General features: G+C 54.1%; 22 protein-coding genes, 1 tRNA gene, 1 pseudogene and 1 riboswitch. Of the genes and pseudogenes, 13 read left to right on the plus strand and 11 right to left on the minus strand.

Going from position 1 to position 22444, the window contains the following annotated elements; translation table 11 throughout:
• Positions 1-280 precede the first annotated feature (280 nt).
• Entirely contained in the window at positions 281-1495 is a 1215-nt protein-coding gene (locus tag ACR0MJ_RS17425; RefSeq protein WP_480761936.1) for a TIGR00180 family glycosyltransferase, read from the plus strand.
• Positions 1496-1692: 197 nt separating this feature from the next.
• Here ACR0MJ_RS17425 and ACR0MJ_RS17430 read toward each other — a convergent pair.
• A pseudogene (locus ACR0MJ_RS17430) lies at positions 1693-1968 on the minus strand (IS3 family transposase); the annotation flags it as partial.
• Between ACR0MJ_RS17430 and ACR0MJ_RS17435 the strand changes: the two are divergent.
• Positions 1963-2553, plus strand: coding sequence for a hypothetical protein (locus ACR0MJ_RS17435; RefSeq protein ID WP_480761937.1), 591 nt, complete (start codon positions 1963-1965; stop codon positions 2551-2553). The pseudogene ACR0MJ_RS17430 and the gene ACR0MJ_RS17435 sit on opposite strands and share 6 nt — an antisense overlap.
• Positions 2554-2566: 13 nt before the next feature.
• On the plus strand, positions 2567-2797 hold the full coding sequence (locus tag ACR0MJ_RS17440) for a hypothetical protein (protein WP_480761939.1): 231 nt from the start codon (positions 2567-2569) through the stop codon (positions 2795-2797).
• Positions 2798-3073: 276 nt separating this feature from the next.
• Here ACR0MJ_RS17440 and ACR0MJ_RS17445 read toward each other — a convergent pair whose 3' ends face one another.
• Both ACR0MJ_RS17445 and ACR0MJ_RS17450 read right to left on the minus strand, forming a co-directional pair.
• A complete protein-coding gene (locus ACR0MJ_RS17445) occupies positions 3074-3844 on the minus strand; it encodes a hypothetical protein (RefSeq protein ID WP_480761942.1) in 771 nt (256 codons plus the stop codon).
• Positions 3845-3918: 74 nt separating this feature from the next.
• Positions 3919-4434 (minus strand): DUF805 domain-containing protein, encoded by a 516-nt coding sequence (locus ACR0MJ_RS17450; RefSeq protein WP_480761944.1) that lies wholly within the window; start codon positions 4432-4434, stop codon positions 3919-3921.
• 569 nt (positions 4435-5003) lie between these two features.
• On the opposite strand from ACR0MJ_RS17450, the gene ACR0MJ_RS17455 reads away from it, so the two are divergent.
• A complete protein-coding gene (locus ACR0MJ_RS17455; RefSeq protein ID WP_170408154.1) occupies positions 5004-5303 on the plus strand; it encodes a hypothetical protein in 300 nt (99 codons plus the stop codon).
• A gap of 124 nt (positions 5304-5427) precedes the next feature.
• The gene (locus ACR0MJ_RS17460) at positions 5428-6972 is read left to right on the plus strand and encodes a ShlB/FhaC/HecB family hemolysin secretion/activation protein (protein WP_480761947.1); all 1545 of its coding nucleotides are present in this window, start codon (positions 5428-5430) and stop codon (positions 6970-6972) included.
• Between the two features lie 2440 nt (positions 6973-9412).
• On the opposite strand, the gene ACR0MJ_RS17465 is transcribed toward ACR0MJ_RS17460, so the two are convergent.
• Positions 9413-9488: transfer RNA gene (locus ACR0MJ_RS17465), tRNA-Lys, on the minus strand.
• Between the two features lie 209 nt (positions 9489-9697).
• Between ACR0MJ_RS17465 and dapF the strand changes: the two genes are divergently transcribed.
• Both dapF and mtaB read left to right on the plus strand, forming a co-directional pair.
• The gene (gene dapF, locus ACR0MJ_RS17470; RefSeq protein ID WP_170408150.1) at positions 9698-10540 is read left to right on the plus strand and encodes a diaminopimelate epimerase; all 843 of its coding nucleotides are present in this window, start codon (positions 9698-9700) and stop codon (positions 10538-10540) included.
• Positions 10537-11793, plus strand: coding sequence for a tRNA (N(6)-L-threonylcarbamoyladenosine(37)-C(2))-methylthiotransferase MtaB (gene mtaB, locus ACR0MJ_RS17475; RefSeq protein ID WP_480761950.1), 1257 nt, complete (start codon positions 10537-10539; stop codon positions 11791-11793). The genes dapF and mtaB overlap by 4 nt, the downstream gene beginning before the upstream one ends.
• 143 nt (positions 11794-11936) lie before the next feature.
• Here mtaB and ACR0MJ_RS17480 read toward each other — a convergent pair whose 3' ends face one another.
• From ACR0MJ_RS17480 to petA, 3 genes are read right to left on the minus strand one after another with little or no spacing between them, the layout of a single operon-like run.
• Positions 11937-12722 (minus strand): cytochrome c1, encoded by a 786-nt coding sequence (locus tag ACR0MJ_RS17480; RefSeq protein WP_170398299.1) that lies wholly within the window; start codon positions 12720-12722, stop codon positions 11937-11939.
• A gap of 17 nt (positions 12723-12739) precedes the next feature.
• Positions 12740-14071 carry a cytochrome b gene (gene petB / locus ACR0MJ_RS17485; protein WP_170408148.1) on the minus strand — a complete coding sequence of 444 codons (1332 nt, stop codon included), beginning with the start codon at positions 14069-14071 and terminating at the stop codon, positions 12740-12742.
• Positions 14072-14085: 14 nt separating this feature from the next.
• Positions 14086-14670 carry a ubiquinol-cytochrome c reductase iron-sulfur subunit gene (petA, locus tag ACR0MJ_RS17490; RefSeq protein ID WP_170398293.1) on the minus strand — a complete coding sequence of 195 codons (585 nt, stop codon included), beginning with the start codon at positions 14668-14670 and terminating at the stop codon, positions 14086-14088.
• A gap of 485 nt (positions 14671-15155) precedes the next feature.
• On the opposite strand from petA, the gene ACR0MJ_RS17495 reads away from it, so the two are divergent.
• On the plus strand, positions 15156-15602 hold the full coding sequence (locus ACR0MJ_RS17495; protein WP_170408146.1) for a cytochrome c family protein: 447 nt from the start codon (positions 15156-15158) through the stop codon (positions 15600-15602).
• A gap of 22 nt (positions 15603-15624) precedes the next feature.
• Here the strand turns inward: ACR0MJ_RS17495 and ACR0MJ_RS17500 are convergent, their stop codons facing one another.
• Positions 15625-16239 carry an FMN-binding negative transcriptional regulator gene (locus tag ACR0MJ_RS17500; RefSeq protein ID WP_170737067.1) on the minus strand — a complete coding sequence of 205 codons (615 nt, stop codon included), beginning with the start codon at positions 16237-16239 and terminating at the stop codon, positions 15625-15627.
• A 55-nt stretch (positions 16240-16294) separates the two neighbouring features.
• Positions 16295-16441: riboswitch (FMN riboswitch) on the plus strand.
• Between the two features lie 72 nt (positions 16442-16513).
• Here ACR0MJ_RS17500 and ACR0MJ_RS17505 point away from each other — a divergent pair.
• From ACR0MJ_RS17505 to cobO, 5 genes are all read left to right on the plus strand, one after another.
• The gene (locus ACR0MJ_RS17505; RefSeq protein ID WP_170613155.1) at positions 16514-16954 is read left to right on the plus strand and encodes a 6,7-dimethyl-8-ribityllumazine synthase; all 441 of its coding nucleotides are present in this window, start codon (positions 16514-16516) and stop codon (positions 16952-16954) included.
• A 111-nt stretch (positions 16955-17065) separates the two neighbouring features.
• Positions 17066-18166 (plus strand): chorismate synthase, encoded by a 1101-nt coding sequence (gene aroC, locus ACR0MJ_RS17510; RefSeq protein WP_170737069.1) that lies wholly within the window; start codon positions 17066-17068, stop codon positions 18164-18166.
• Complete coding sequence (locus tag ACR0MJ_RS17515) at positions 18150-18812, plus strand: HD domain-containing protein (RefSeq protein ID WP_170737071.1); 663 nt, start codon at positions 18150-18152, stop codon at positions 18810-18812. The genes aroC and ACR0MJ_RS17515 overlap by 17 nt, the downstream gene beginning before the upstream one ends.
• Before the next feature lie 54 nt (positions 18813-18866).
• Complete coding sequence (locus ACR0MJ_RS17520; protein WP_170398226.1) at positions 18867-19802, plus strand: DMT family transporter; 936 nt, start codon at positions 18867-18869, stop codon at positions 19800-19802.
• Positions 19803-19860: 58 nt separating this feature from the next.
• On the plus strand, positions 19861-20460 hold the full coding sequence (cobO, locus tag ACR0MJ_RS17525; protein ID WP_170625409.1) for a cob(I)yrinic acid a,c-diamide adenosyltransferase: 600 nt from the start codon (positions 19861-19863) through the stop codon (positions 20458-20460).
• Here cobO and ACR0MJ_RS17530 read toward each other — a convergent pair.
• The 3 genes from ACR0MJ_RS17530 to ACR0MJ_RS17540 form a co-directional block, all read right to left on the minus strand.
• The gene (locus ACR0MJ_RS17530; protein ID WP_170398221.1) at positions 20457-20666 is read right to left on the minus strand and encodes a hypothetical protein; all 210 of its coding nucleotides are present in this window, start codon (positions 20664-20666) and stop codon (positions 20457-20459) included. The genes cobO and ACR0MJ_RS17530 overlap by 4 nt on opposite strands.
• Before the next feature lie 268 nt (positions 20667-20934).
• Positions 20935-21300: an SPW repeat domain-containing protein gene (locus ACR0MJ_RS17535; protein ID WP_170408134.1), complete on the minus strand. Its 366-nt coding sequence runs from the start codon at positions 21298-21300 to the stop codon at positions 20935-20937.
• Between the two features lie 111 nt (positions 21301-21411).
• Positions 21412-22362, minus strand: coding sequence for an AraC family transcriptional regulator (locus tag ACR0MJ_RS17540; RefSeq protein WP_170408132.1), 951 nt, complete (start codon positions 22360-22362; stop codon positions 21412-21414).
• Between the last annotated feature and the right edge of the window lie 82 nt (positions 22363-22444).

Here is a 22444-nt window from a genome sequence, read left to right on the forward strand (position 1 = left end):
ATCATACTTGCCTGTAACATTGAGACGATCCTTTGCCGCAGTTTCTATTCCGACAGTGCAAATCCCAGTTAAGGAAGGTGCCGCATAACGATGGCGATCCAATCGCGCGGCCTGCACAATACAGTTGGTAGTGTCGCGAACCAGCACAATGAAGTAGTTTCTGTCAGCTGTAATTTTGCGAATAGTTTGCGAATAGAAGGAAGCTTGCAGTCGTCTAGGTTTGCTGCAAGAACCGAAGCAGTCAAACTAGGTTTAGTATCAAGCTTGGACGCATAAAACGATGGTATGTTTTGAAGATCTAACTCTTGTCATCCCAACTTTTGAGCGACAACAGCTAGTGCTGTTAGCAATGTCATATTGGAGTGAGTTAGGTGTCGAGCTGCATGTGATCGACGGATCGGCGAAGCCAATTCCCACTGAAGCACTGCCGCAGAGTCAAAAAATACATTACTATCATATGCCTGCACCTCTGTTCGACCGATTGAGTTTCGCAACAGAAATAGTCCAGACACCATTCTGCAGTCTGATCTCAGATGACGAGTTTTTCTTACCAACCGGCCTGAAAGCATGTTTGACAGAACTTTCGAACGACCCAGAACTGGTCGCATGCATTGGAAGGGCACTTGCCTTTGATGCAACATCCGATCGGGTTGAAGGAATTCCTGCCTACCCTGAAATGGCCGGGCGCCGAATTGACCAAAAGACTGCTGCCGAGAGGGTGAGAGCACACTTGGGAGACTATCGGCCTTCCACAATTTATGCAGTGACAAGGACGGATGTTTGGAAAAAGGCATTACGTGCATCGGTAGCAAAGTCTTTCCCCGTATTTGCCCTTCCTGAACTCAGATTCGAGGCCGCGATCGCGTACCAAGGTCCAAGCCGAGTGATACCGGTACTGAGTTGGCTTCGAAACGTAGGCGAACCGCCTAAACGCGGACAAGATGAAACCTTAGATGTGCGCAACACATTCCATGAATGGTGGAATGACGAAAACAAATTTGATCAGCGCTGCGAGTTTCTAAGCTTAATGGCCGAGCATCTTCGAACAGGTGCCGCGTCAGATGAAGAGCGTCAAATTGTACATGATCTAGAACAAGCGTTCACACATTATGACAATACCATCCAGGAACGAAAGACAGCTTGGCAAACACGAAACTCGGCTGCTCGATCTGATCGGGTAGTAAAAAAGAAACAAAACTTATTGCAAAGGTTTCAAAAACTAATTTTTGGAGCCGGTGACAAAACCCCGCAATCCACTCATTCCACGAAAGGACGGCAAAAACCCATAATGGAGAAAAGCTCATCAAATCAAAAGTCAAATGCTCCTAGAAGAAAAGATATCTTTCTCGCCGTTGAGGATTTGCGAGCAGAAGGTGTGCTTGTTAACTTGAATGAAATAGAAAAAGTAGTGCAATTGATGGGGTTTATGGCAGATCGATCCACGTTTTCAACGCGCGATGACGGAAGTCAAAACCACCCTCGCCAGACTAGCTAACAAATTCTGATATCTTGCTGTGATCCTATCCTCCCTTGAAGCGTTCCTCGTTAAGTAAAGGAGAACGTAGGAACCACAAGGCCACTGACCCAGCGCCTTTGAACCGGGCATTTTGGATGCTGGCGTCTGCCATCAGAGACTTTCGGACAAACTGCGCTCTGATCTAAGAAAGAGTGCGGTTCATCTGGATGGATTAACTATGCAGCGGATTTACGGCGAAGCAAGTCCCGGTTTTCGATGGTCTTTCGTTTGATCACTTGTCGTTGTTTCAGAATGGTCTGTCCTCGTCCGATATATACGTCAGCGGGTATAAGAGCTAGCCGGCTTTCGAGGTGGCGACGGTGACTGTAGTAGTCGACGAAGGCGTCGATCTGCTGCGTGAATTCGCCAGGAAGCAAATAGTTTTCCAATATAATGCGGTTCTTGAGGATCCGATGACAGCGCTCGATCTTGCCTTGGGTTAAACAATGGCATTCGGTGGTTTTATCCATAGTTCTGATTCCATATACCAAGATATTCCATCAGAGCAGTATCAGCTTCCGACGCTTTACCTGTCACGTGCTCAAAACTGTGAAGTCATCATTTATGACAAGCGCCGCGAAGTCACCGACAAGAAAAAGCTGATCTGGTGGGAAATCTGGAACGCCAGTCTTGAACGGGTTGGTTTGCCTTCTTTGGATCATACTAACGCGTCTCAGATGCATGCTCGACTGTCAAAGGTTTTTGGAACCAGAACGCAACTTACTCGCCTGCGTAGAAAAATTAGTGACAGTTTGCGAGACCTCCACAATGGAGTTGCGCAGTTTGGAAGAGCGCTCGACGAGCAGGATCGACGTCAGACTAAATGGCTTAGTACAGTGCATCGAGCTACTGATGAAATGACTTCTAAAGTCCGTCGCTACATTGATCGACTTGCTGACCGAAGAACAAAACCACACCACGCTGGAAGAGAACTTGCAGACCAGTTTGAAGCTAGCGAGAGCCGCCGAAACTCTGCTGCAAGAGAGCTAGACGAGCAGTTGATAGAAAAAGACCGCGATTACGGTTTCCATCTTTAGTCTGGGATAAGTCATGCTGTTTCAACACGAACGCTTCACCATGAGTTTTCATCTAGCTCTTGATTATGGAATCGACTATCGAACTTTTGAAAAAGTGCTATGCTTGCAACCCAGCATCCCGCTTACCGCTGTTGCCGATTTTCGCGATGTCCCATCCCTGATTGAGAAGCAAAAATATACGGTCCCCGATCAGGAAGTGCGACATGCATCCGGCAGTTCCGCAATAAAGAGATACGGCGCTTGAACACGCGAAACCAGACTCATTCAGAACCCAGTCGTGTTTTAGATCTCCGTCGAGATCGACCCTCTCAACCGCACCCCAATCTAAGTCAAACTAACCGTCGTTGAACGACGCGCAGGCCTGTGCGGCCAGATCAACGTTTATCCGCAAACCGGTTGGAAGCTGCGAAACGTCAGCCGCGAAAGCTGTTGAGGTCCAATCTAGGCCCGAAACCAGTACAATACCGGAAGCCAAACATTTCATCTGACGCACTATTTGGAAGCTGATTGGAAGGAGGTATCAATTGCACTGATCATACCTGTAGTCCCCATATTCCAGCCAATTTACCGAGCCTTCGCTAAATATCAGAAACTCGGACCTTTCTTCCCCTAGCAGGGCGACGACAAATCCGGCCGGTGGCTCAGAGTTTCCGAAGTAACTGTAGGCCGTCATGGCTCTAATTGACTCACCGTTGACCGTTACTCGCGCGTCCCACTCTCCCTCCGGATTGTCGAAAACTACGGGTTCGATCACGCGGTTTATCGCTCCGCCACCACAATAGACGATGCCTTCGGGTGCTTCGTAGGAGGCCCCCTGGCCAGTATTTGAATCGCAGGCGGAACGAAGGGACCGAATTGCCGCGCTGGAACCTTTCAAGTCAAAGATTCCGTAGCTGACATCTTGATCAATCATCGACAGGTTAACCGATGCATTGGCCGCAAGCTGGCCCAGTACAAAACCATAGTCCTCTTGACTATTGAAACTGACCTCGACGGGATAGTTATCAACGATCTGTACGGCAGCGTTTTCTGCGCCAACCTGAAATGCTCCAACTTCGGTGGCTCCGTTCTTCAAGAAACGAATGGAAAGCCCCTGCTTGTCCGTAATGTCCTGGCTGTCCTCATATCCAGCCGGAGAAAAGCGAATACGGTTACACTGAAGTTCCAGCGTCATGTTTCCGGTTTGAATAAATGCATTGGGAATAGGCCCAGAGTTGAACGACCACTCCGCTGATGCAGTGGTCGCCATAACCATCATTAGCGTCCCAGTGGAAATCGTTTTGAAACTCATTTTCTCTCTCCATGGTGTCACGGTTCGCACTGTCATTCAGCCTGAGATTCCGGCCAATTGCCCCGGCAACCAGGTCAGGAAACAGGTTCGCCGTATTCGTTTGCGCCTTCTTCCGAAGGGCGCGTCAACCACCAGATCATCAGAATGGACAGAACCAATTGAAGAATTGAGACAACAACAATACCGGTCACGCCCAGGACTGCCGCGGGTCCTCGTAATGCGTCAGGGTTCTCGGTCCCTTGCTCCAATACCGAAAAGAACGCCACGCCACCCAGCATAACAAAAAGCGTTGTAATGCTGAGCGCCATCGGCAGCAGCAAATACCAGCCAGGTCGTCCTGTATCATGCAGCCTTCGCCAACCGGCGGCCAGCATAGGTATGAGAACAGCCAGTTGAAAAAAAGAGGACAGAACCCGAGATCCTTGCCCTGTCTCGGGGTTAGTCCCGAATAGGATCGTATCCAGCACAGCCAAAGCAGCACTCACGAGAACCACAAACAAGAAGAACCACCAGTATTCTGAACGTATAGCCCGGCCGGAGAACTGGAAGTATTCTGAAAAACACGTTTTAACGGCCTCAATAAATCCCATTTTCATTCCTTTCTTAATCTCTGTGCGGCCTCAAAACGTTTCGCCACCTAGAAGAACAAACTCGCCTGTATGGATGCTCTCACTTACCTTTTTGTTTGAATGCAGAGGCCTATCGTACGAGAGCGTAGAGAAATTTACGCGCGGAAAAAATGTTGATTTATGAAAAAATAGATTCAAACATGCGAATTCGACACAACTTTCATTTTACCTCCGTTGATGTCGCTGTCGCCCGATTTGTCGGGCCCTTCCGACTGCTGGAGTGAGTGCTGGCGGTCGGAGGCCCTCAAACAAAGATCAAGCATTGGGAGGACGCGATGCTGCAGCTTAACGTACTCCCCCTCTTTCCAGAGTTTGCTCTAGCTTTCGCCAGTGTCGTCATTCGGCCTTCACACGTTGTTGGCGGCCCCGATGGTCAACGAAATGTTGTTCCGCCGAGCAAGCCCCACGCGGCAAGTTTTGGGAAAGATAGTCAAAGGATCGAGGTAAGTTCTATTGGCTGCGCAGACGCGAGAGCTTCAAATAAACGCATCCAATTTCACTAATTTCAACGGACCCAGAGGGAGAAGAAAATGACCAACAAGATGGTGATGATTTCAGGCGCAACTTGTTTCGCAATGCTTGCGGCCTGTGACGACGCGAGTACATCCAGTGCGTCCGCCGAGCTCACACCGGCTCAGCAAGCATGTTTGCGAGATGTAGCCAAGACGACGAACAATTCGCAAGTCGTTGTGCTCTCATCCGCGTTCAGCGAGGCTGGAACACAAGTCACTGTCGGTGTTGGCGAGGATCGTGCTCCTTGGAATTGCATTGCCTACAGTGATGGCGCGACCGCTGGTATCGAGTTCCTGGGCGACGAAGGCGCATTGTAGTCTGTTTGCTGTGTATCTCGAAAGCACCAGTCGTGATCAAATTTGAATAACGGCAAGCTCAGACATTCAAACCTCGTAATAGGATTAGGCTCTAACATTCTCAATCATGCAAAGGTTGTAGAAAATGCCCGTGACCAACTCGGTTGTAATTGCGATCATTTGCACTTTTGTGGCCATTGTTTCGGTTCCAAAATACAGCATTGCACAAACCTGGGACATAGCATCACAGCACTCAGTCAACGGCGTAACGGTGTATGATACGGATGAGCTGTTAACTTTTGCCGGTCAATTGGCCTTCAATCGGTCAGGGCGCATCACAGCGGTGGAGGTCGCATCAACGATCACTCAGATCTACCGAGAAGACGGTTATTTTTTGGCTGAAGCCTGGCCCGGTCCTGATGGGCAGAGCATAATTGTTAATGAAGGGCGCATTCAAACCATCGAAATTGAAGGTGTAGATACGCGTACGTTCCAAACACTAGAGAAGATTTTTCAGCCCCTCACCACCTCCTATCCCATAACGCTGAAACGATTTGAGCGGGCAGTGATGCTGGCCGAGGACATACCTGACTTGGAATTGTCGACCGAACTTGATTACCCGGATCAGACTGGTGCTCGGCTGAGAGTATTGGGAGAGCCACTGCGAAAACAAGCCGGTAGTGCGACACTCGACAACCCTCCGCGTGAGCTTGGAGAAGCGCTTAGTTTTTATGTCGTACAAGAGTTTTATTCGACGCTGACCGTCGGAGATTTGCTGCGATTTGAGGGATCAGGCAATTACAATTGGGACAAAGACGATGAACACTCATTGTGGGGCGCTCTTACCTATCGCACGCCGCTGAACAGCAATGGTCTATACGGTGAGATTTTTTATGGGAACGTCAACGCAAAACGCGACATTTCAGGGGACTTTGCCAGAACAGATATTGACGGCGAGAACTTCACCGTTGCGATGGGTTATCCTGTGATCCGCGATGTTGCTCGTTATGGATACCTGCTTTTGGATTATCGCCTTTCAGAATCGGATTCTGTTAGCGGTGGCGTTCCATTGTCCAGTGACGCAAGTGTTGTTGGCCTTACCTATCTGTACGGGCAAAACTATCCAAAGGGACAAGCTCTGGAAGCGGGGCTAACCTTATCTTTTGGTGACAATGACAACGACACGACAGACGCGAGTTTTGACGACGGGGACTCTTCTTTCTGGCATCTACGAGGCGGCGTCGGATACGAAAGCCCACTTACGGGCTTGTCGCCCAACACAGCTTGGCGCACCGAGATTTGGGGGCAGTACACAACAGACCGGTTGCCCTCTGTTGAAGAGTACTTCCTTGGTGATCGTTACGCTTTGCGCGGATATCGATTTGACGAAGTAGACGGTGATTCCGGGATTTCTGCGATATTCGAAATATCTCACTCCTACTTCCCCAGCTCTCGGAGCATTCATCGGCTAACGCCATTTGCCTTTTTCGACGTGGGTTACATCTCGAACAATGACCCTGCGAGTTTTGAAGTTGATAATGCTACACTGGCATCCACAGGTCTGGGTTTGGACATCGAGTTCAAGCGAAACCTATTTCTGTCCGGATACGTCGGTGTCCCTTTGAGAGACGGCCCTTTAACCGAATCTGGCGATCCTGGCGCGTATCTTGCTCTGACAACAAGTTGGTGAGGATGTTATGAAACGGAACCGCATTGTTTTACTTACTGCAGCTTGTTTGATCGCAGAACTGGCCGCTACCCAGGTCGTTGCCCGCGGAAATCACTACGGGTGGTGCCGAGGCGTAGGGAACCCGCACCAGTCGAGCCAAGGATGCGGGCAGTCTGGTGGGCAAGGGGCAGGTAATCAAGTTACTGGCCCTACTCAGCCGGTGGCAAATCAGTTGCCGCCTAAGGGAACGCAGCAAACACCCACTTCCGTTACTGTTCCAGTCCTTGCGCCGGGCGCGGTACCGAACGCAATTCCCGGTCAGGTTCCTATTGCGACGCCAATAGCGGTTCCTGGTCAGGTTCCCACACCGATAGTAGCGCCGACGCTAACTCCGCCTTTGGCACCAAACGCGACACCAAACCGGGTTCCGACAGCCGTTCCCAATCAGGTTCCACCATTGGCTACCGGTCCTACCGCGGTGCCGCCGCAAGTTCCGACTGCAACTCCTAATCAAGTTCCGATAGCTATCCCTGGCCAGGTTCCGCCTCAACCTACCGACCCAACAGCGGTACCGCCACTTGTGCCAACCGCAACGCCAAACCAAATACCAGTCGCAGTTCCTGGTCAGGTCCCACCTCAGCCCACTGGACAAACTGCTGTGCCACCGCTCGTCCCGACTGCAACACCAAACCAGAGTCCGGTCGCAGTGCCCGGCCGTGTTCCGCAACCCAGCGGTACTACGGCGACACCACCGCTTGCCCCAACCGCAACCCCCAATCAGGTTCCCACGGCGGTTCCTGGCCAGGTTCCACAGTTGACGCCGAAACCGACGGCAACTCACGTGGCCGTCCCAGGACATCCGAAACCTCAAGGCGTCGTGACAATCATGCGCCCCAAGCCGAGGCCGACAACCGGTAGTGTCCAGCAACCTAGCACAACACAAGTGACCCACCATTTAACCCACCAAAGTAATGCGAAGAAACACGATCACGTCGCAGCAACACCTGGACGACATGACCCGCACGACCTACCGAGATTCCGCAACGCGGCGGCCAAGGAAGACTGGGAATGCGTTGCCAGCGGATTTGGACAGCGCCGGTATGATGCCGGGCGAGGCGTGTTGCTGAACAACGGAGCGTTGCGGCACCTCGGAAACGTGGACGCAATGGCCCGGGATGTACCTGCTCGGCATCCAAAACACTCTGGGTGCATTATTTCGGTTAAACGAAAGCAGCGCTGAAGCTCGCTTGGTAGGTTTTGCGCGGACAATGAGATTAATCGACCACTAGTTTGTCAATTGTCATCTGGTTAATCGGATTTCGCATTACCCTTATTCCCTGGCGTTTACGTTGACTGACGTAGCCCAACAATGCTCCGTACCTAAATTTACTTCACATAGGCCAACACTCTAAAGTGCCGCACTTCCACCAAGAGCCTCCGACCATCTGGGCAGTTCAGGTTGGGCAAGCGAAACTTTGAACGGCACCTTTGCAAAGTCAGATTTCGGCGCCTTGCTTTTATGGGAGCTTCGAGCAGTATCGGTCAATTTGGTTCAAAGTAGCCATTCGTTGCAACTCTCACCAACGCCCGCTCCGCGAGACAAAGTGACCTTTCGCTGCATGTGCGCCAGGGTCTGTTTTTATGAACGCAGTAAATCGGGTAGCTAGGACTAGCATCATCAATCGCGGTAGAGATTGACGCCGTTGACGTACAAAGCAGCTCGAAGGGCAAAATTGGTTGACGTTGAGCCGATGTTGCGACTGCCTAAAAGGCTTGGGCACAATTCTGTAGGCAAGAGAAGCTTAGCTTTCTGCCATCCAAATCACAGTTGAGGATCGCTAGAGGCTTATTTTGTGTCTGGCGACAGCGCCCTCTGTGGGGTTAAACATCGAAGCCAGAACGAGCTTTCCGAATGCAGGAGCCAATACTACTACCTTATGCGTTGATAAGTGTATTCCTTAAAACAGCTTATAAGTCACCTCATCGCAGAGTCGGTTCAGGTGGCAAGCAGTCTTTATTCTGAAGCGGACCGTATCGTGTCAACGAAATAGCTTCTTCCGCCTTTTTCGCAGCATTGCAATGGTTTCGCTCTAGAACAGAAAAAAGGGAATACGGATCACCTCTAGTGGCCACTTAGAGCAAGAAGTCTCTATCGGCGTAGAGATTACTTCGAAGGTTCGCAGTGTTAGATGAACCTGCGCATGAAGACATTCGCAAAGAAGCTTGAAAGAGTGATGGGCTTTTAATACTCGTATCTAGAAAAATACTCGAACTCTTCACTAAATACGATCGTCGGCTTCGATACGCTCGGTTCTGTAGTTGGGATTTTTGGCATCTATAATGTTGCGTGATTGCCTTACTATCGAGACGGGCAAGCCGGAGCGACATGCTTCCGGGAAGCAGTTGACTCCCCAAAACGGCATACGGTACTTCGTATAGGTATTTGATTTAATTTGAAAAGTGGTGAGCCGTGCAGGATTCGAACCTGCGACCCACTGATTAAAAGTCAGTTGCTCTACCAACTGAGCTAACGGCCCACTCTTTTAAGGATCTCTTCGATCCGCAGCACTCTTTAAGGTAAATACCCGACCGGGTTCAAGACCTTATTTCGTACTTCAGTTCGCCGTCATTCGTATGAGTTCGGCGCCCCGATAGGCGGCCTAATTAGGCAGGTGGAACTGGGGGGTCAACCCCTTTTTTCAGGAATCTACGCGACAGGGTGGATTCATGTCTGGACCGGCGTTATATGCCCGCCATGCAACAGATACTCGACACCGGTTTGGCTTTCATGAAGATGCACGGGTTGGGCAACGACTTTGTCGTTGTCGATGCGCGCGCGCATGCCGTGCCGGTCACCCCGGCCCTTGCCAGGGGAATCGGGCACCGGCAGTTCGGCGTGGGGTTCGATCAGTTGGCGGTTATCGAACGCGGCGAAGCGGATGCGCATCTGGTGTTCTACAATGCCGACGGGTCGACTTCGGCTGCATGTGGCAACGCCACGCGCTGTATCGCCCGGTTTTTGATGAACGAAACAGGCAAATCCGAACTCACGCTCACAACTGAACGCGGCACACTGCAGGCCCGCGACGCTGGCGATGGACTGACGTCGGTGAATATGGGGCACCCCCAACTTCTTTGGAACGAGATTCCCCTGGCGGAAGAGATGGACACGCTGGAACTGCCGATAGAAGGTGGTCCAACAGCGACTGGCATGGGCAACCCGCACTGCACTTTCTTTGTCGACAACGCCGAGGCCATTCCGATGGAAGAGTTCGGCGCGCGTTACGAATACCATCCACTCTATCCCGAACGCACCAATGTTCAGGTCGCACAAATAGTCGCCCCCGACCGCATCCGCATGCGGGTATGGGAGCGAGGAGTGGGGATCACTCTGGCCTCGGGGTCATCATCTTGCGCCACGGCTGTTGCTGCCTCACGTCGAGGCCTCACTGGGCGTAAGGTGCAAGTGGATCTGGACGGCGGCACGATCTGGGTCGACTGGCGCGAGGATGGGGTCTGGATGACGGGGCCCACAGCCCATGTGTTTTCGGGCACGCTGACGCCTGAATACCTGAGGTCACTGGAATGAACCCGCCTAAGTTCAGCACTCTGGGCTGCCGCCTGAACGCCTATGAGACCGAAGCGATGAAAGAACTGTCGCAGCAGGCTGGCCTAACGGATGCTGTGATCGTCAACACCTGCGCGGTGACCGCCGAGGCCGTCCGCAAGGCGCGGCAGGAGATTCGCAAGCTGCGCCGCGAAAACCCCTCGGCACGTCTGATCGTCACCGGGTGCGCGGCGCAAACCGAGCCGCAGACCTTTGCTGCTATGGACGAAGTAGACGCGGTCATCGGCAACACCGAAAAGATGCAACCGGATACCTGGAAAGGCATGGCCGCCGATTTCATCGGTCAGACCGAGGCGGTTCAGGTTGACGACATCATGTCTGTCACGGAAACCGCCGGGCATCTGATTGATGGCTTCGGAACCCGCTCACGCGCCTATGTACAGGTTCAGAATGGCTGCGATCATCGCTGCACCTTCTGTATTATCCCTTACGGCCGGGGCAATTCTCGCAGCGTCCCTGCGGGCGTTGTGGTGGATCAGATCAAACGATTGGTCGATAAGGGTTACAACGAAGTGGTTCTGACCGGGGTCGATCTGACCTCATGGGGTGCGGATCTGCCCGCTCAGCCGAAACTAGGCGATCTCGTGATGCGTATCCTTAAACTGGTGCCCGATCTGTCTCGTCTGCGCATCAGCTCAATCGACTCGATCGAAGTCGACGAGAACCTGATGCATGCCATCGCGACCGAGCCGCGCCTGATGCCCCATTTACATCTGTCCTTGCAGCATGGCGACGATCTGATCCTGAAGCGCATGAAACGCCGCCACCTGCGCGAAGATGCGATTCGTTTCACTGAAGACGCCATCAAACTACGACCCGACATGACTTTTGGCGCGGACATCATCGCTGGCTTCCCGACCGAGTCCGAGACTCATTTCGAGAATTCCCTCAAGCTCGTCACCGAGTGCAACCTGACCTGGCTGCATGTATTCCCCTATTCCAAACGCAAAGGCACTCCGGCAGCCCGCATACCGCAACAGATCAACGGCAATGTCATCAAAGAACGCGCCGCGCGCCTGCGTGCAGCCGGCGATGCACAGGTCCTCAAGCATCTGACGGCACAGATCGGCAAAACCCACAATATCCTGATGGAAAATCCCACAATGGGCCGCACCGAACAATTTACCGAAGTAACCTTCGGCAACGCCCAACCCGAAGGCGAGATCGTAATCGCGACGATACGGGGGCACAGCAAAGCTCAATTACAAGTGTGATCCGTTCTTCATCTGGCCAAAAATACCTCGGGGATGAATTGGCCGCAGGCCAAGAAGGGGCTGGCCCCTTCCACACCATCGCAACAAAAAAACCCCCGTCACCGTGATGGCGCGGGGGTTTAGTTTTTAGTTATACGTCGACCTTAGTCCAGACGTTTGCCCTTTATCGGTGCCCACAGGCGCTTGTTCACAAGGTACAGCAGAACAGACAGAACTGTCAGGAACAGAACACCGACGAAACCGGCATTTTTGCGCTCCATCATTTTCGGCTCGGCGCTCCACATCAAGAAGGCTGCTATGTCTTCGGACATTGCCTCAACGGTTGCAGGATGTCCGTCGGCAAATTCAACCTGATCTTCTGCCAGCGGCGGAGCCATGGAAATCCAACCACCGGGGAAGGCCTTGTTCTCATAGAGAACAGTACCGGCTTCTTCCTTTTCTTCACCGGTATAACCATCCAGAAGCGAGGCAATATATTCCGCGCCCCCCATGCCTTTGACCAGCTGGTTGATGCCCAGACCGTAAGGACCATGGAAACCGGCACGGGCCTTCGCCATCAGGCTCAGGTCAGGCGCGCCGACACCGTTGTTGGCCGGGAAGTGGTCGGTCGGGATTGCCGGGCGGAAATCGTCCAGCTCGGGATCGAACACCTCGAAGTTGTCGGCCGCGTAGGTGATGACTTGCTCTTCCGAATACCCCAAATCTTCAAGGGTCCGAAGAGGTACATATTGCAGACCATGGCAGGCTGCGCAGACCTCGGTATAGATCTGTAGGCCGCGCTGAAGCTGGTTCTGATCCCAGGTTCCAAACGGTCCCTCGAACGAGAAGTCGAAATCTTCGATGTGCTGCTCACCGCCACCTGCCGCAAAAGTCGAGGCGGGCGCAAGGGCCAAAGCGAACGCGGCACCGATTGCAAGTTTCTTGAACATGTTTCCGGTCCCTCTTCTTACTCGGCCGGCGTGGCGTCGGCGTTTGCCTTGCCATAATGCGCGTTGAAGTCTTCTTCGATGGTTTCCGGCTGCGCCTCGGGTTTTTCGATGACACCCAGAATCGGTAGGATCACGAAGAAATAGGCGAACCAGTAAGCCGAAGCGATCAGCGAGAAGGTCGCATAGGGCTCTTCCGCGGGCATCGCACCCAGCCACATCAAAGCAAAGAAGTCGATGATCAAAAGGTAGAACCACCATTTGAACATCGGACGATACTTGCCCGAACGCACGGTCGAGGTGTCCAGCCAAGGGGCTAGGGCCATGGCCAGGATCGCACCAAACATCGCAATCACACCAAAGAACTTGGCGTCGATGATGCCGCCGGTGATGAAGCTGGCGAATTGAACAACCCAGACTTCGCCAGTGAACGCACGCAGGATCGCATAGAATGGCAGGAAGTACCATTCAGGGACGATGTGCGCAGGAGTAACCAGCGGGTTGGCTTCGATGTAGTTATCCGGGTGACCCAAGTAGTTCGGCATGTAGCCCACGATGGCCCAGAACACGACCAGAATGACCGCCAGCGCGAACAGGTCCTTGATCACGAAATAGGGCCAGAACGGCAGCGTGTCTTTCTCGGCCTCGGCTTTCGAGCCACGGCGCACTTCAACACCTGTGGGGTTGTTGTTGCCAGTGGTGTGGAAGGCCCAGATATGCACGATCACCAGTGCCGCTATCACAAACGGCAGCAGATAGTGCAGCGAGAAGAAGCGGTTCAGCGTGGCATTATCCACCGCAGGTCCGCCCAGCAGCCAGGTCTGGATCGCCTCGCCCACAAACGGGATCGCGCCAAACAGGCCGGTGATCACGGTCGCACCCCAGAAGGACATCTGACCCCAGGGCAGAACGTAGCCCATGAACGCAGTGCCCATCATCATCAGGTAAATGAGCATCCCGATGATCCACGTAATCTCACGCGGGGCTTTGTACGAGCCGTAGAACAGGCCGCGGAAGATGTGGATGTAGACTGCTACAAAGAACAGCGATGCGCCGTTCATGTGCAGATAGCGCAGCATATAGCCGCCGTTCACGTTGCGCATGATGTGTTCGATGCTAGCAAAGGCCAGATCAACATGCGGGGTGTAGTGCATCACCAGAACGATACCGGTGACGATCTGCAACGCCAGGCAGAATGCCAGGACGATGCCCCAGATCCACCACCAGTTCAGGTTCTTGGGGGTTGGGATCATCAGGGTGTCATAAAGCAGGCCGACGATGGGCAGACGGCTGTTCAGCCACTTCTCGCCATTTGTCTTCGGCTCGTAATGATCGTGGGGAATTCCGGACATAAGTTAGGTCTCCCTTAGCCGAGCTTGATGGTGGTGGCGTCTACCCATTCAACGGGCGGAATGGGCAGGTTTTCAGGCGCGGGGCCTTTGCGGATACGACCGGCAAGATCGTAGTGCGAGCCGTGGCAGGGGCAGAACCAACCGCCAAAGTCGCCAGCATCGCCAAGCGGCACACAACCCAGGTGTGTACAAACACCCATCTGAACGATCCACGCCCCTTCTCCTTCGCCTTCGGGCGAAGGCATGACGCGATTGGCGTCGGTCGCTGGTGCGTCGGCGTTCAAATTGAAGTTGCGAGCCAGCGGGTCAGGCAGCGCGTCGACACCTTCAGCGTCCTGCTCCTGAGCTTCCTGAATCTCGGCACCTGTGCGGTGACGGATGAAAACAGGCTTACCCAACCACTTTGCAGTCAGCTGCGTACCCGGCTCTACCCCGCTTACATCCACACGGATCGAGGACAGCGCCTGGACGTCTGCCGATGGGTTCATTTGATTTACCAGGGGCCAAACGGCAGCCCCGGTGGCAACGACACCTGCGCCGCCAGCGACGTAGTAGAGGAAATCTCTGCGGGTGCCTTCGTGGTCTTCAGCTTGGGACACGAGGTTATCTCCGATTATCTGGCGCCCGCGAACGGGCATAAAGCTCGCGCACCGCACAAGTGCGGCGTCTTAAACGGGGTATCTATCGGGGAGAATAGAGTTCGTCCAGCGCTCTTAAACGCGCAATACGCCGCATCTAAGCATTCATGTCACGGTGAAAGGGCAAAATTTCAATCTCAAATGCAGATTTTAACCCTCAGAGCGGCGAATTGGCGCCAGGCAGGCGGGACGTGATTCGGCATCGACCCGCGCTGGTAGATCCCCAAATTGAAATCTCCTCACCCTATGCGAACGCCGCCGATTTCACGTGCATCTCTACCTTAGGAACACTGTATTCCTTCTATTTTAGCGCGATACGATTCCTCTTAAATTATTAATATAAAATAGATATTTCAAACACGTGATTATCTACCAGAATTCGATTGCACTCTAAACGGGAATGCGTGAAAGGCCACAGGCGCAATATTCCCAGCCGGAGATGTTCAATGCTCAAGATAGCAGCAACCGTAGTTTTTGTTTCGTTTCTGACTTCAGTACAGGCGATCGCAGCCGGCGATCCGGCGAAAGGCGAACAGCTCTATAACAGATGCTCTTCGTGCCATGCGATCATCAAAAATGGCGAGGTTCTGGTCAAAGGCGGCATCACCGGGCCGAATCTCTTTGGCGTAGTTGGCCGCACCGCCGGAACTGAGAACGATTATCTTTATGGAAGTAAACGTTTGCCCATCGGGATGTTCACCGACGACATGATCCGCGCCGGGCAAGAAGGGCTTGTGTGGACTGAAGAAAACATCGCCGCCTATTCTCGGGATCCGATTGGGTTCATCAAGGAATATCTGGATGATGACACCGCCCGCCCGAACATGAGCGTCAAGCTGAAAAAAGGCGCAGATGACATCGCTGCTTATCTCGCCACATTCAGCGCTCAATGAATGGAAGGCGAGAACGCGTGCCTCAGGCCTTGCGCATCAACGAGGCCAAGCGCGCCACCTCGCTGCCAAGTCCTGCTGAGTGCACGTGATCAGCCGCGCGATGTCGCGCCTCATCGGGTTTGTTCTGATTCAGCTTCCAAGTGCCGTCGATATCCGAGATCATGAGTCGGCAGGGAACGATCATGCGCATCATTCTATCCAGCGCGTCTGGTGTCATCTTAGACGCCAACCATGGCGGCTTTGGCAGCAGGCGATTTTCAAAGTCTGCCGCCTGCCGGTCGAGCAGATTTCGCAGGTCGTCCGTTGGCCGCATCTCAAGCACTCCAGTCAGATGCACCGCTACATAGTTCCAGGTCGGCACCTGATCATCGACTTCGTACCAGTCAGGCGAGATATACCCATCCGGCCCTAACACAGCGATCTTCGCAGGTTGCGGCTTTTTCAGCGCCCTAACAATCGGATTTGACCGGACCAGATGCAGGTCAGCCAATGAAGCATCCTCGTTCAGAAGAAAGGGAACGTGGCCTAACAACGGTGCATCCGATGTCGACACCGCCAGAACACCAAAGGCGCGGTCACGCGCAAACTCGATGTGACGCTCGCGCGTCTCGGCGCGAAAGGTGGGATTGGGATGCATATTCGTCCTCCTGCCAATTTCTCTTGCAGAAGCGATATCTCCTTGGCAAGGTCCCACTCGTTCTCAGGGCGGGGCGAAATTCCCCACCGGCGGTATGCGGGCATGACCCGTAAGCCCGCGAGCGGCCCCGGTCTCCGGGGTGTCAGCAGATCTGGTGAGAAGCCAGAGCCGACGGTTACAGTCCGGATGAAAGAGAACGTGCAGCACGCCGGTAATGCGGTGTGCCTGCTCGTGATCGCCTTGGGTGACGTGTCTGTTACGAAAGGAGATCATGATGACACACACCCGCTATGCTTTTGTCAAAGCCAACTGGCATTCAGATATCGTGGATCGCGCGCTGGATGGGTTTCTCGAACTAATTCCAGCCGATCAGGTTGATGTATTCGACGTTCCGGGCGCTTTCGAGATGCCCCTGCTGGCCCGTGACCTGGCGCAAACGGGGCGCTACGCCGCCGTAGCCTGCGCTGCCTTTGTAGTAGATGGCGGCATCTACCGGCATGACTTCGTCGCACAAGCGGTTGTCGATGGCTTGATGCGGGCCGGGCTCGATTCAGGTGTTCCGGTCCTGTCGGTCTCGCTGACACCGCATCAGTATCAGGAAACGGATCACCACAACGCCATCTATCGCGCGCATTTCATCGAGAAAGGGCGCGAGGCGGCACTTGCAGCGCTTAAGATCAACGCAACCCGCGCCGCGGTGGCTCAAGCCGCCTGATTTATTCCAATCGCGCCGCCCACAGGGCGGCGCTTGCTTCTCTGCAAATGCAAATCCGCTTGAGGACCAAGGCACTCCCCGCTAATCACATCGCTCAAAGGAGCATGCCCCATGTCGATGAACAGTTTTGGCCACCTCTTCCGCGTTACCACCTGGGGTGAAAGCCACGGGCCCGCTTTGGGTGCGACCATAGATGGCTGCCCTCCGGGCGTCACGATCGATGAAGGCATGATCCAGCATTGGCTGGACAAGCGCAAACCAGGTCAGAACAAATTCACCACACAGCGGCGCGAACCCGATCAGGTCAAAATCCTGTCTGGTGTTTTCGAAGGCCAGACCACAGGCACACCGGTGCAGTTGATGATCGAGAACACCGATCAGCGCTCGAAAGACTACGGCGACATCATGGACAAGTTTCGTCCGGGACACGCCGACATCACATACTGGCAGAAGTACGGGATCCGTGACTATCGCGGCGGCGGGCGCAGTTCGGCGAGGGAAACGGCATCACGTGTGGCGGCCGGAGGACTCGCGCGTGAGGCTATCCAACAGATCGCTCCGAATGTTCAGATCACTGGTTACATGACGCAGATCGGTCCGCACAAAATCAGTCGTGACAATATCGACTGGTCTCAGATCGAACAGAATCCGTTCTGGACCCCCGATGCCAAGGCTGCCGAGGATTGGGCGGCCTATCTGGACGACCTGCGCAAATCCGGCAACTCGGTCGGCGCAGTGGTCGAAGTGGTCGCGCGCGGCGTTCCGGCGGGGCTCGGCGCGCCGGTTTATGCCAAGTTAGACACTGATCTGGCTGCAGCCATGATGTCGATAAACGCCGTTAAAGGGGTCGAAATCGGTGAAGGCATGGGCGCCGCCGAACTGACCGGCGAGGCCAATGCTGACGAGATATTCATGGGACAGGACGGCCCTCAATACAGCTCGAACCACGCAGGCGGTATTCTGGGCGGCATTTCGACCGGCCAGGATGTTGTGGTGCGCTTTGCGGTCAAGCCGACCTCGTCCATTCTGACCACCCGCAAGACCATCACCAAATCCGGCGAAGAGACCGAGATCATTACCAAAGGCCGCCACGACCCCTGCGTCGGCATCCGCGCCGTTCCGGTAGGTGAGGCAATGATGGCTTGCGTGATACTTGATCACCTGCTCCTGCACCGTGGTCAAATCGGCGAGAACCGTGGACGGATTGGCTGATCTGCGCGCTTCGCTGCGCGCTGTCGTCAGGCAACGGATGCAGACGGATCCGGCGCATGATCTGGCGCACCTGGATCGGGTTTGGGTTAATGCGCAGGCGATTGCGGATGATGAAACCAACCCGCGTGTCTTGCTGGCGGCGTGTTATCTGCATGATCTGATCAACCTGTCAAAAGATGATCCGGATCGGCATCTGGCCTCGATGCGATCCGCCGCTGAATCAGAGCCTATTCTTCAAGAATTCGGCTATTCCACCACTGAAATTGGAGCCGTGCAGCACGCGATTGCCGCCCATAGCTTTTCGGCTAACATCCAGCCCGAAACACCCGAAGCGCGAATATTACGGGATGCCGATCGTCTGGATGCGTTGGGTGCTATCGGTATCGCCCGCAACTTTTCAGTATCGGGCGCCCTGGGACGCACCCTTTATGACCCGTCAGATCCGTTTGCCGAAAACCGTTTGCCGAATGACCTGATTTTTTCAATCGATCACTGGCAAATAAAATTGCTGCGCTTACCCAATGATATGCTGACGGAAAAAGGCAGGGCCATCGCGCAGGACCGAGCCGCGCGGATGATGAGGTTTCTAAAGGACCTGTCAGAGGAAATTGGAGCTCAGCTTCCACTAGACTGGTCCAATCTCTGATCCGGCAACTTTGGCCAGTTGATCTTTCCGCCTCAAAGGCGCAGGTTCGCGACCATGGCGAAATCCTTAACATCGCATCGTCCGGCATTGGCCGTGGCGCTCAAGCTTAGTGCGCTCGTGCTGTTCACGACGATGTCTGCATTGGTCAAGGCTTTGTCAGATGATTTCCCGCCGGGAGAAATGGTGTTTTTCCGCTCGCTTTTCGCGATTCCGGTTATCATCGCCTGGCTTGTCTGGCGAGGAGAGCTGGTGCACGGCTTTGTCGTCAAGAAGCCGATGGGCCATTTCTGGCGCGGGGTTCTGGGAACCTCGGCGATGGGGCTGACCTTTACTGGTCTTAGCCTGTTGCCGCTGCCCGAGGTAACCGCCATCGGATATGCAACCCCGATCTTCACGCTGATTCTGGCTGCAATCATGTTGGGCGAGCGGATACGAATGATTCGTATCGGGGCCGTCGCGCTTGGCCTTGTCGGCGTTCTGATCATGATCTGGCCCCGGCTGGGTTCAGGTACTGCCGAAACCGCCGCAACAATAGGTGCGCTATGCGTGCTGGCTGCAACCGTTGCCCGTGCCTTTGTGCAGATACATATTCGCCAACTGGTACAGGTGGATCATCCCGCCGCAATCGTGTTCTATTTCTCTCTCACAGCGACCTTGCTTTCGGGTCTCACAGTGTTTTGGGGCTGGGTTATCCCGACATGGGAGCAAGCCGCATTGCTGGTGACAATCGGCCTGATCGGCGGAGTGGCGCAGATTCTGGTGACCTCGTCCTACAAGTTTGGACAAGCGTCAATGCTGGCACCTTATGACTACACCACAATGCTGTTCGCCATTGTCATTGGTTATTTCTGGTTCGATGAGTTGCCAACCCTGGTGATGCTGGGCGGCGCGGCGTTGGTGATTGCAGGCAACGTCGTGGTGATCCTGCGTGAACGACAACTTGGCCTTGATCGGACCAAAGCGCGATCAGCAACGGATCCCAAAGCCTGACTTTACCTTTCGCAATCTTTCCCTAGGTTGGGTCGCGATATACCTATGAGGTTTACCGATGAGCGACGCACAGAACCACAAAGAAAAGATGCAAGAGGTGCAAGCCAAGCACCGCAAGAAAGTCTCGGAAGCGGTCGATCCCGGCCGGGGACTGGTGCTGATCAATACAGGTAAGGGCAAGGGAAAATCCTCGGCTGCATTTGGCGTGGTGATCCGGGCATTGGGCTGGGGCCAGAAAGTGGCTGTGGTTCAGTTCATCAAGGGCAAGTGGAAAACCGGTGAGCGCAGGTTCTTTGAGGGACGCGATCTGGTCACCTGGCACACGATGGGCGAAGGGTTTACCTGGGATACGCAGGACCGCGAGCGCGACATCGCGGCAGCGACTTCGGCCTTCAACAAGGCCTGTGATCTGATGAAAAGCGGCGACTACGATCTGGTTGTCCTCGACGAGATCAATATCGCCCTGCGCTACGAATACCTTTCAGTAGACACTGTTATTGAAGGGCTTCAGACCCGATCAGACAAAACCAGTGTGTTCCTGACTGGCCGGGATGCCCCGCAAGCCCTCAGGGACTATGCGGATCTGGTAACCGAGATGACCGAAGAAAAACACCCGTTCCAAGCCGGCATCAAAGCCCAACGTGGTGTGGATTTCTAGGCCCGCGCACCACCCTCATTCAGCGCGCGCATCGAATCGCGCCTGACTGCGTACATCGTTGCGGCTGAGCGTTCTTCGAGCGCCCGGCAGCGCTCGGCGTTGCAGGTCTTGTGATCGAGATAGGCCGCGACTTCTGAGGTTAGCGCGTCGCAATCACACGATGCACAGCAGGGATCGGCCATCAGTTCTTCAAATCGATCACGCAATCGCGGGCTCCTTTGGTCGTTCCCGGGGCGATGGCGGGCTTTCACATCTGCTTTTGCTGAGCCCACAGATCGCCCCGGAACCAGTTGCTTGATGGTGTCATCTGGCGTTGCGTTATATCTGATGGTTTTTGTCGGAAAATTCAAGCCTGAAAATCTGATGCAAAAGGGGTGACCTATTGGGCAAATTTGGCCTTATTAGTGTCTAAAACAAAAAAGGGCCATCCGGATGCCCGCATGGCCCAGCTGATCGCTACGGTTCTGACTCACTTCAAGCAATAGCGCTCTGTTCGGGCGCGCTGAGCGAGATCACCACAACGACTGCGGCCCCGTTCACCCAGTAGAACAACGCATCAAGCCCAGAAAACCCAAACAGGCTGGGTGCCAAAAGGAACGTGACGCCGACAAGCAGATCAACAGCCAAGTGAAACTTGTATGGCAGAACCCGCCAAATCCCAAGGTGATGGTCTGTCAGAACGGTCAGTACGAATGCGGCAATGCCGGTCACAACGGACAGCCAGAGTGCCAGCGGGTTGGACTGGCCCAACCCCAGTACAAAAGGCAAAACCATCAGCGCAATCGCAACCGGGTAGTCAAGATAGGCATGGACAGAGCGGGTGACAAAACGCAGGGACATGTGAACTTCCTTTCTTCAATCAGTGATGATCAAAGATTAGGGGCGCGCGATTGAACGCAACATCTCAGTTCGTTTTGCATTTATTGCAGATCGTTCAATTGATCAGTACGATTAGTGCATCGCACGGTACGCGGCGGGCGACAGTCCGACCTGCTTCTTGAACACGCGTGAAAACGCAGCCTCGGACGCGTATCCCACTTCTGCTGCGGCATCCGCAACGTTCCAGCGATTTTCGGTCAACCCATGGCACGCGATCTGCATCCGCCAGTCCGTCAGGTACTGCATCGGGGTAGTCCCCATCTTTTGTGAGAAAAGCTGCGCAAATGCAGTGCGTGACATTGCTGCTTCTCGCGCGAGCATCGCAACGCTCCACTCCTGCGCCGGAGACTGGTGAAATGCAGTCAGCGCCCGCGAGATGCGCGGATCGGCAAATCCGGCAAGCGCGGCATCATGAGGACTTTGATGTTCAAGGTATGCCCGGATCGCTTGCGCAAACAGCACTTCGGACAGTTTCAGCGCGATCAGGTCACCGCCGATACGAGCACCGGACACTTCAGACCCGATCATGCGCAATGTCGCCTCGATCCAGGCACCCGCCTCTTCACCGTAATTCTCGATCAGTATAAAAGGTGGCAACCGGTCGATCAGCATATGACCGGTTCCGTTTCGCCCGGCTGGCCCGGTGAATGAGAAATGTCCGCAAATCAGTTGCGTATCGCGCTCGTCTTCCTCACCGCCATAAACCAGGACACCATCGCCTTTGTAGCCTGACAGCTCTAACACCCGCTCAAGGGGCAAGGCATCATAGGGTTTGACTTCATTACACAGCAGCGCATGCGGCGCACCGTGGGGAATAAGAATCAGATCACCCTGCCGCAACCGCAAGGTCTCGCCGGTTGTTGGCAGGTGCACCTTCAATTCACCGCGTTGCACAAAGTGAAACCGGGCCACGTTCTCGAAGCCCGGCACCTGTATCCCAAACGGCGGAGTAAAGGATGTGCGGAAATAAAATGTGCCACGCAGAGACAGGCGTGTAAGGATATCGCTGAGAAGATCTAACATGAGCCAACGATACGGCTTGGCCCGGCGGCGTCCATACCTTCGAACGATCTGCATGCATATTTGCATGATCTGCAATCAAAAC

Source organism: Ruegeria sp. C6 (assembly GCF_056537625.1).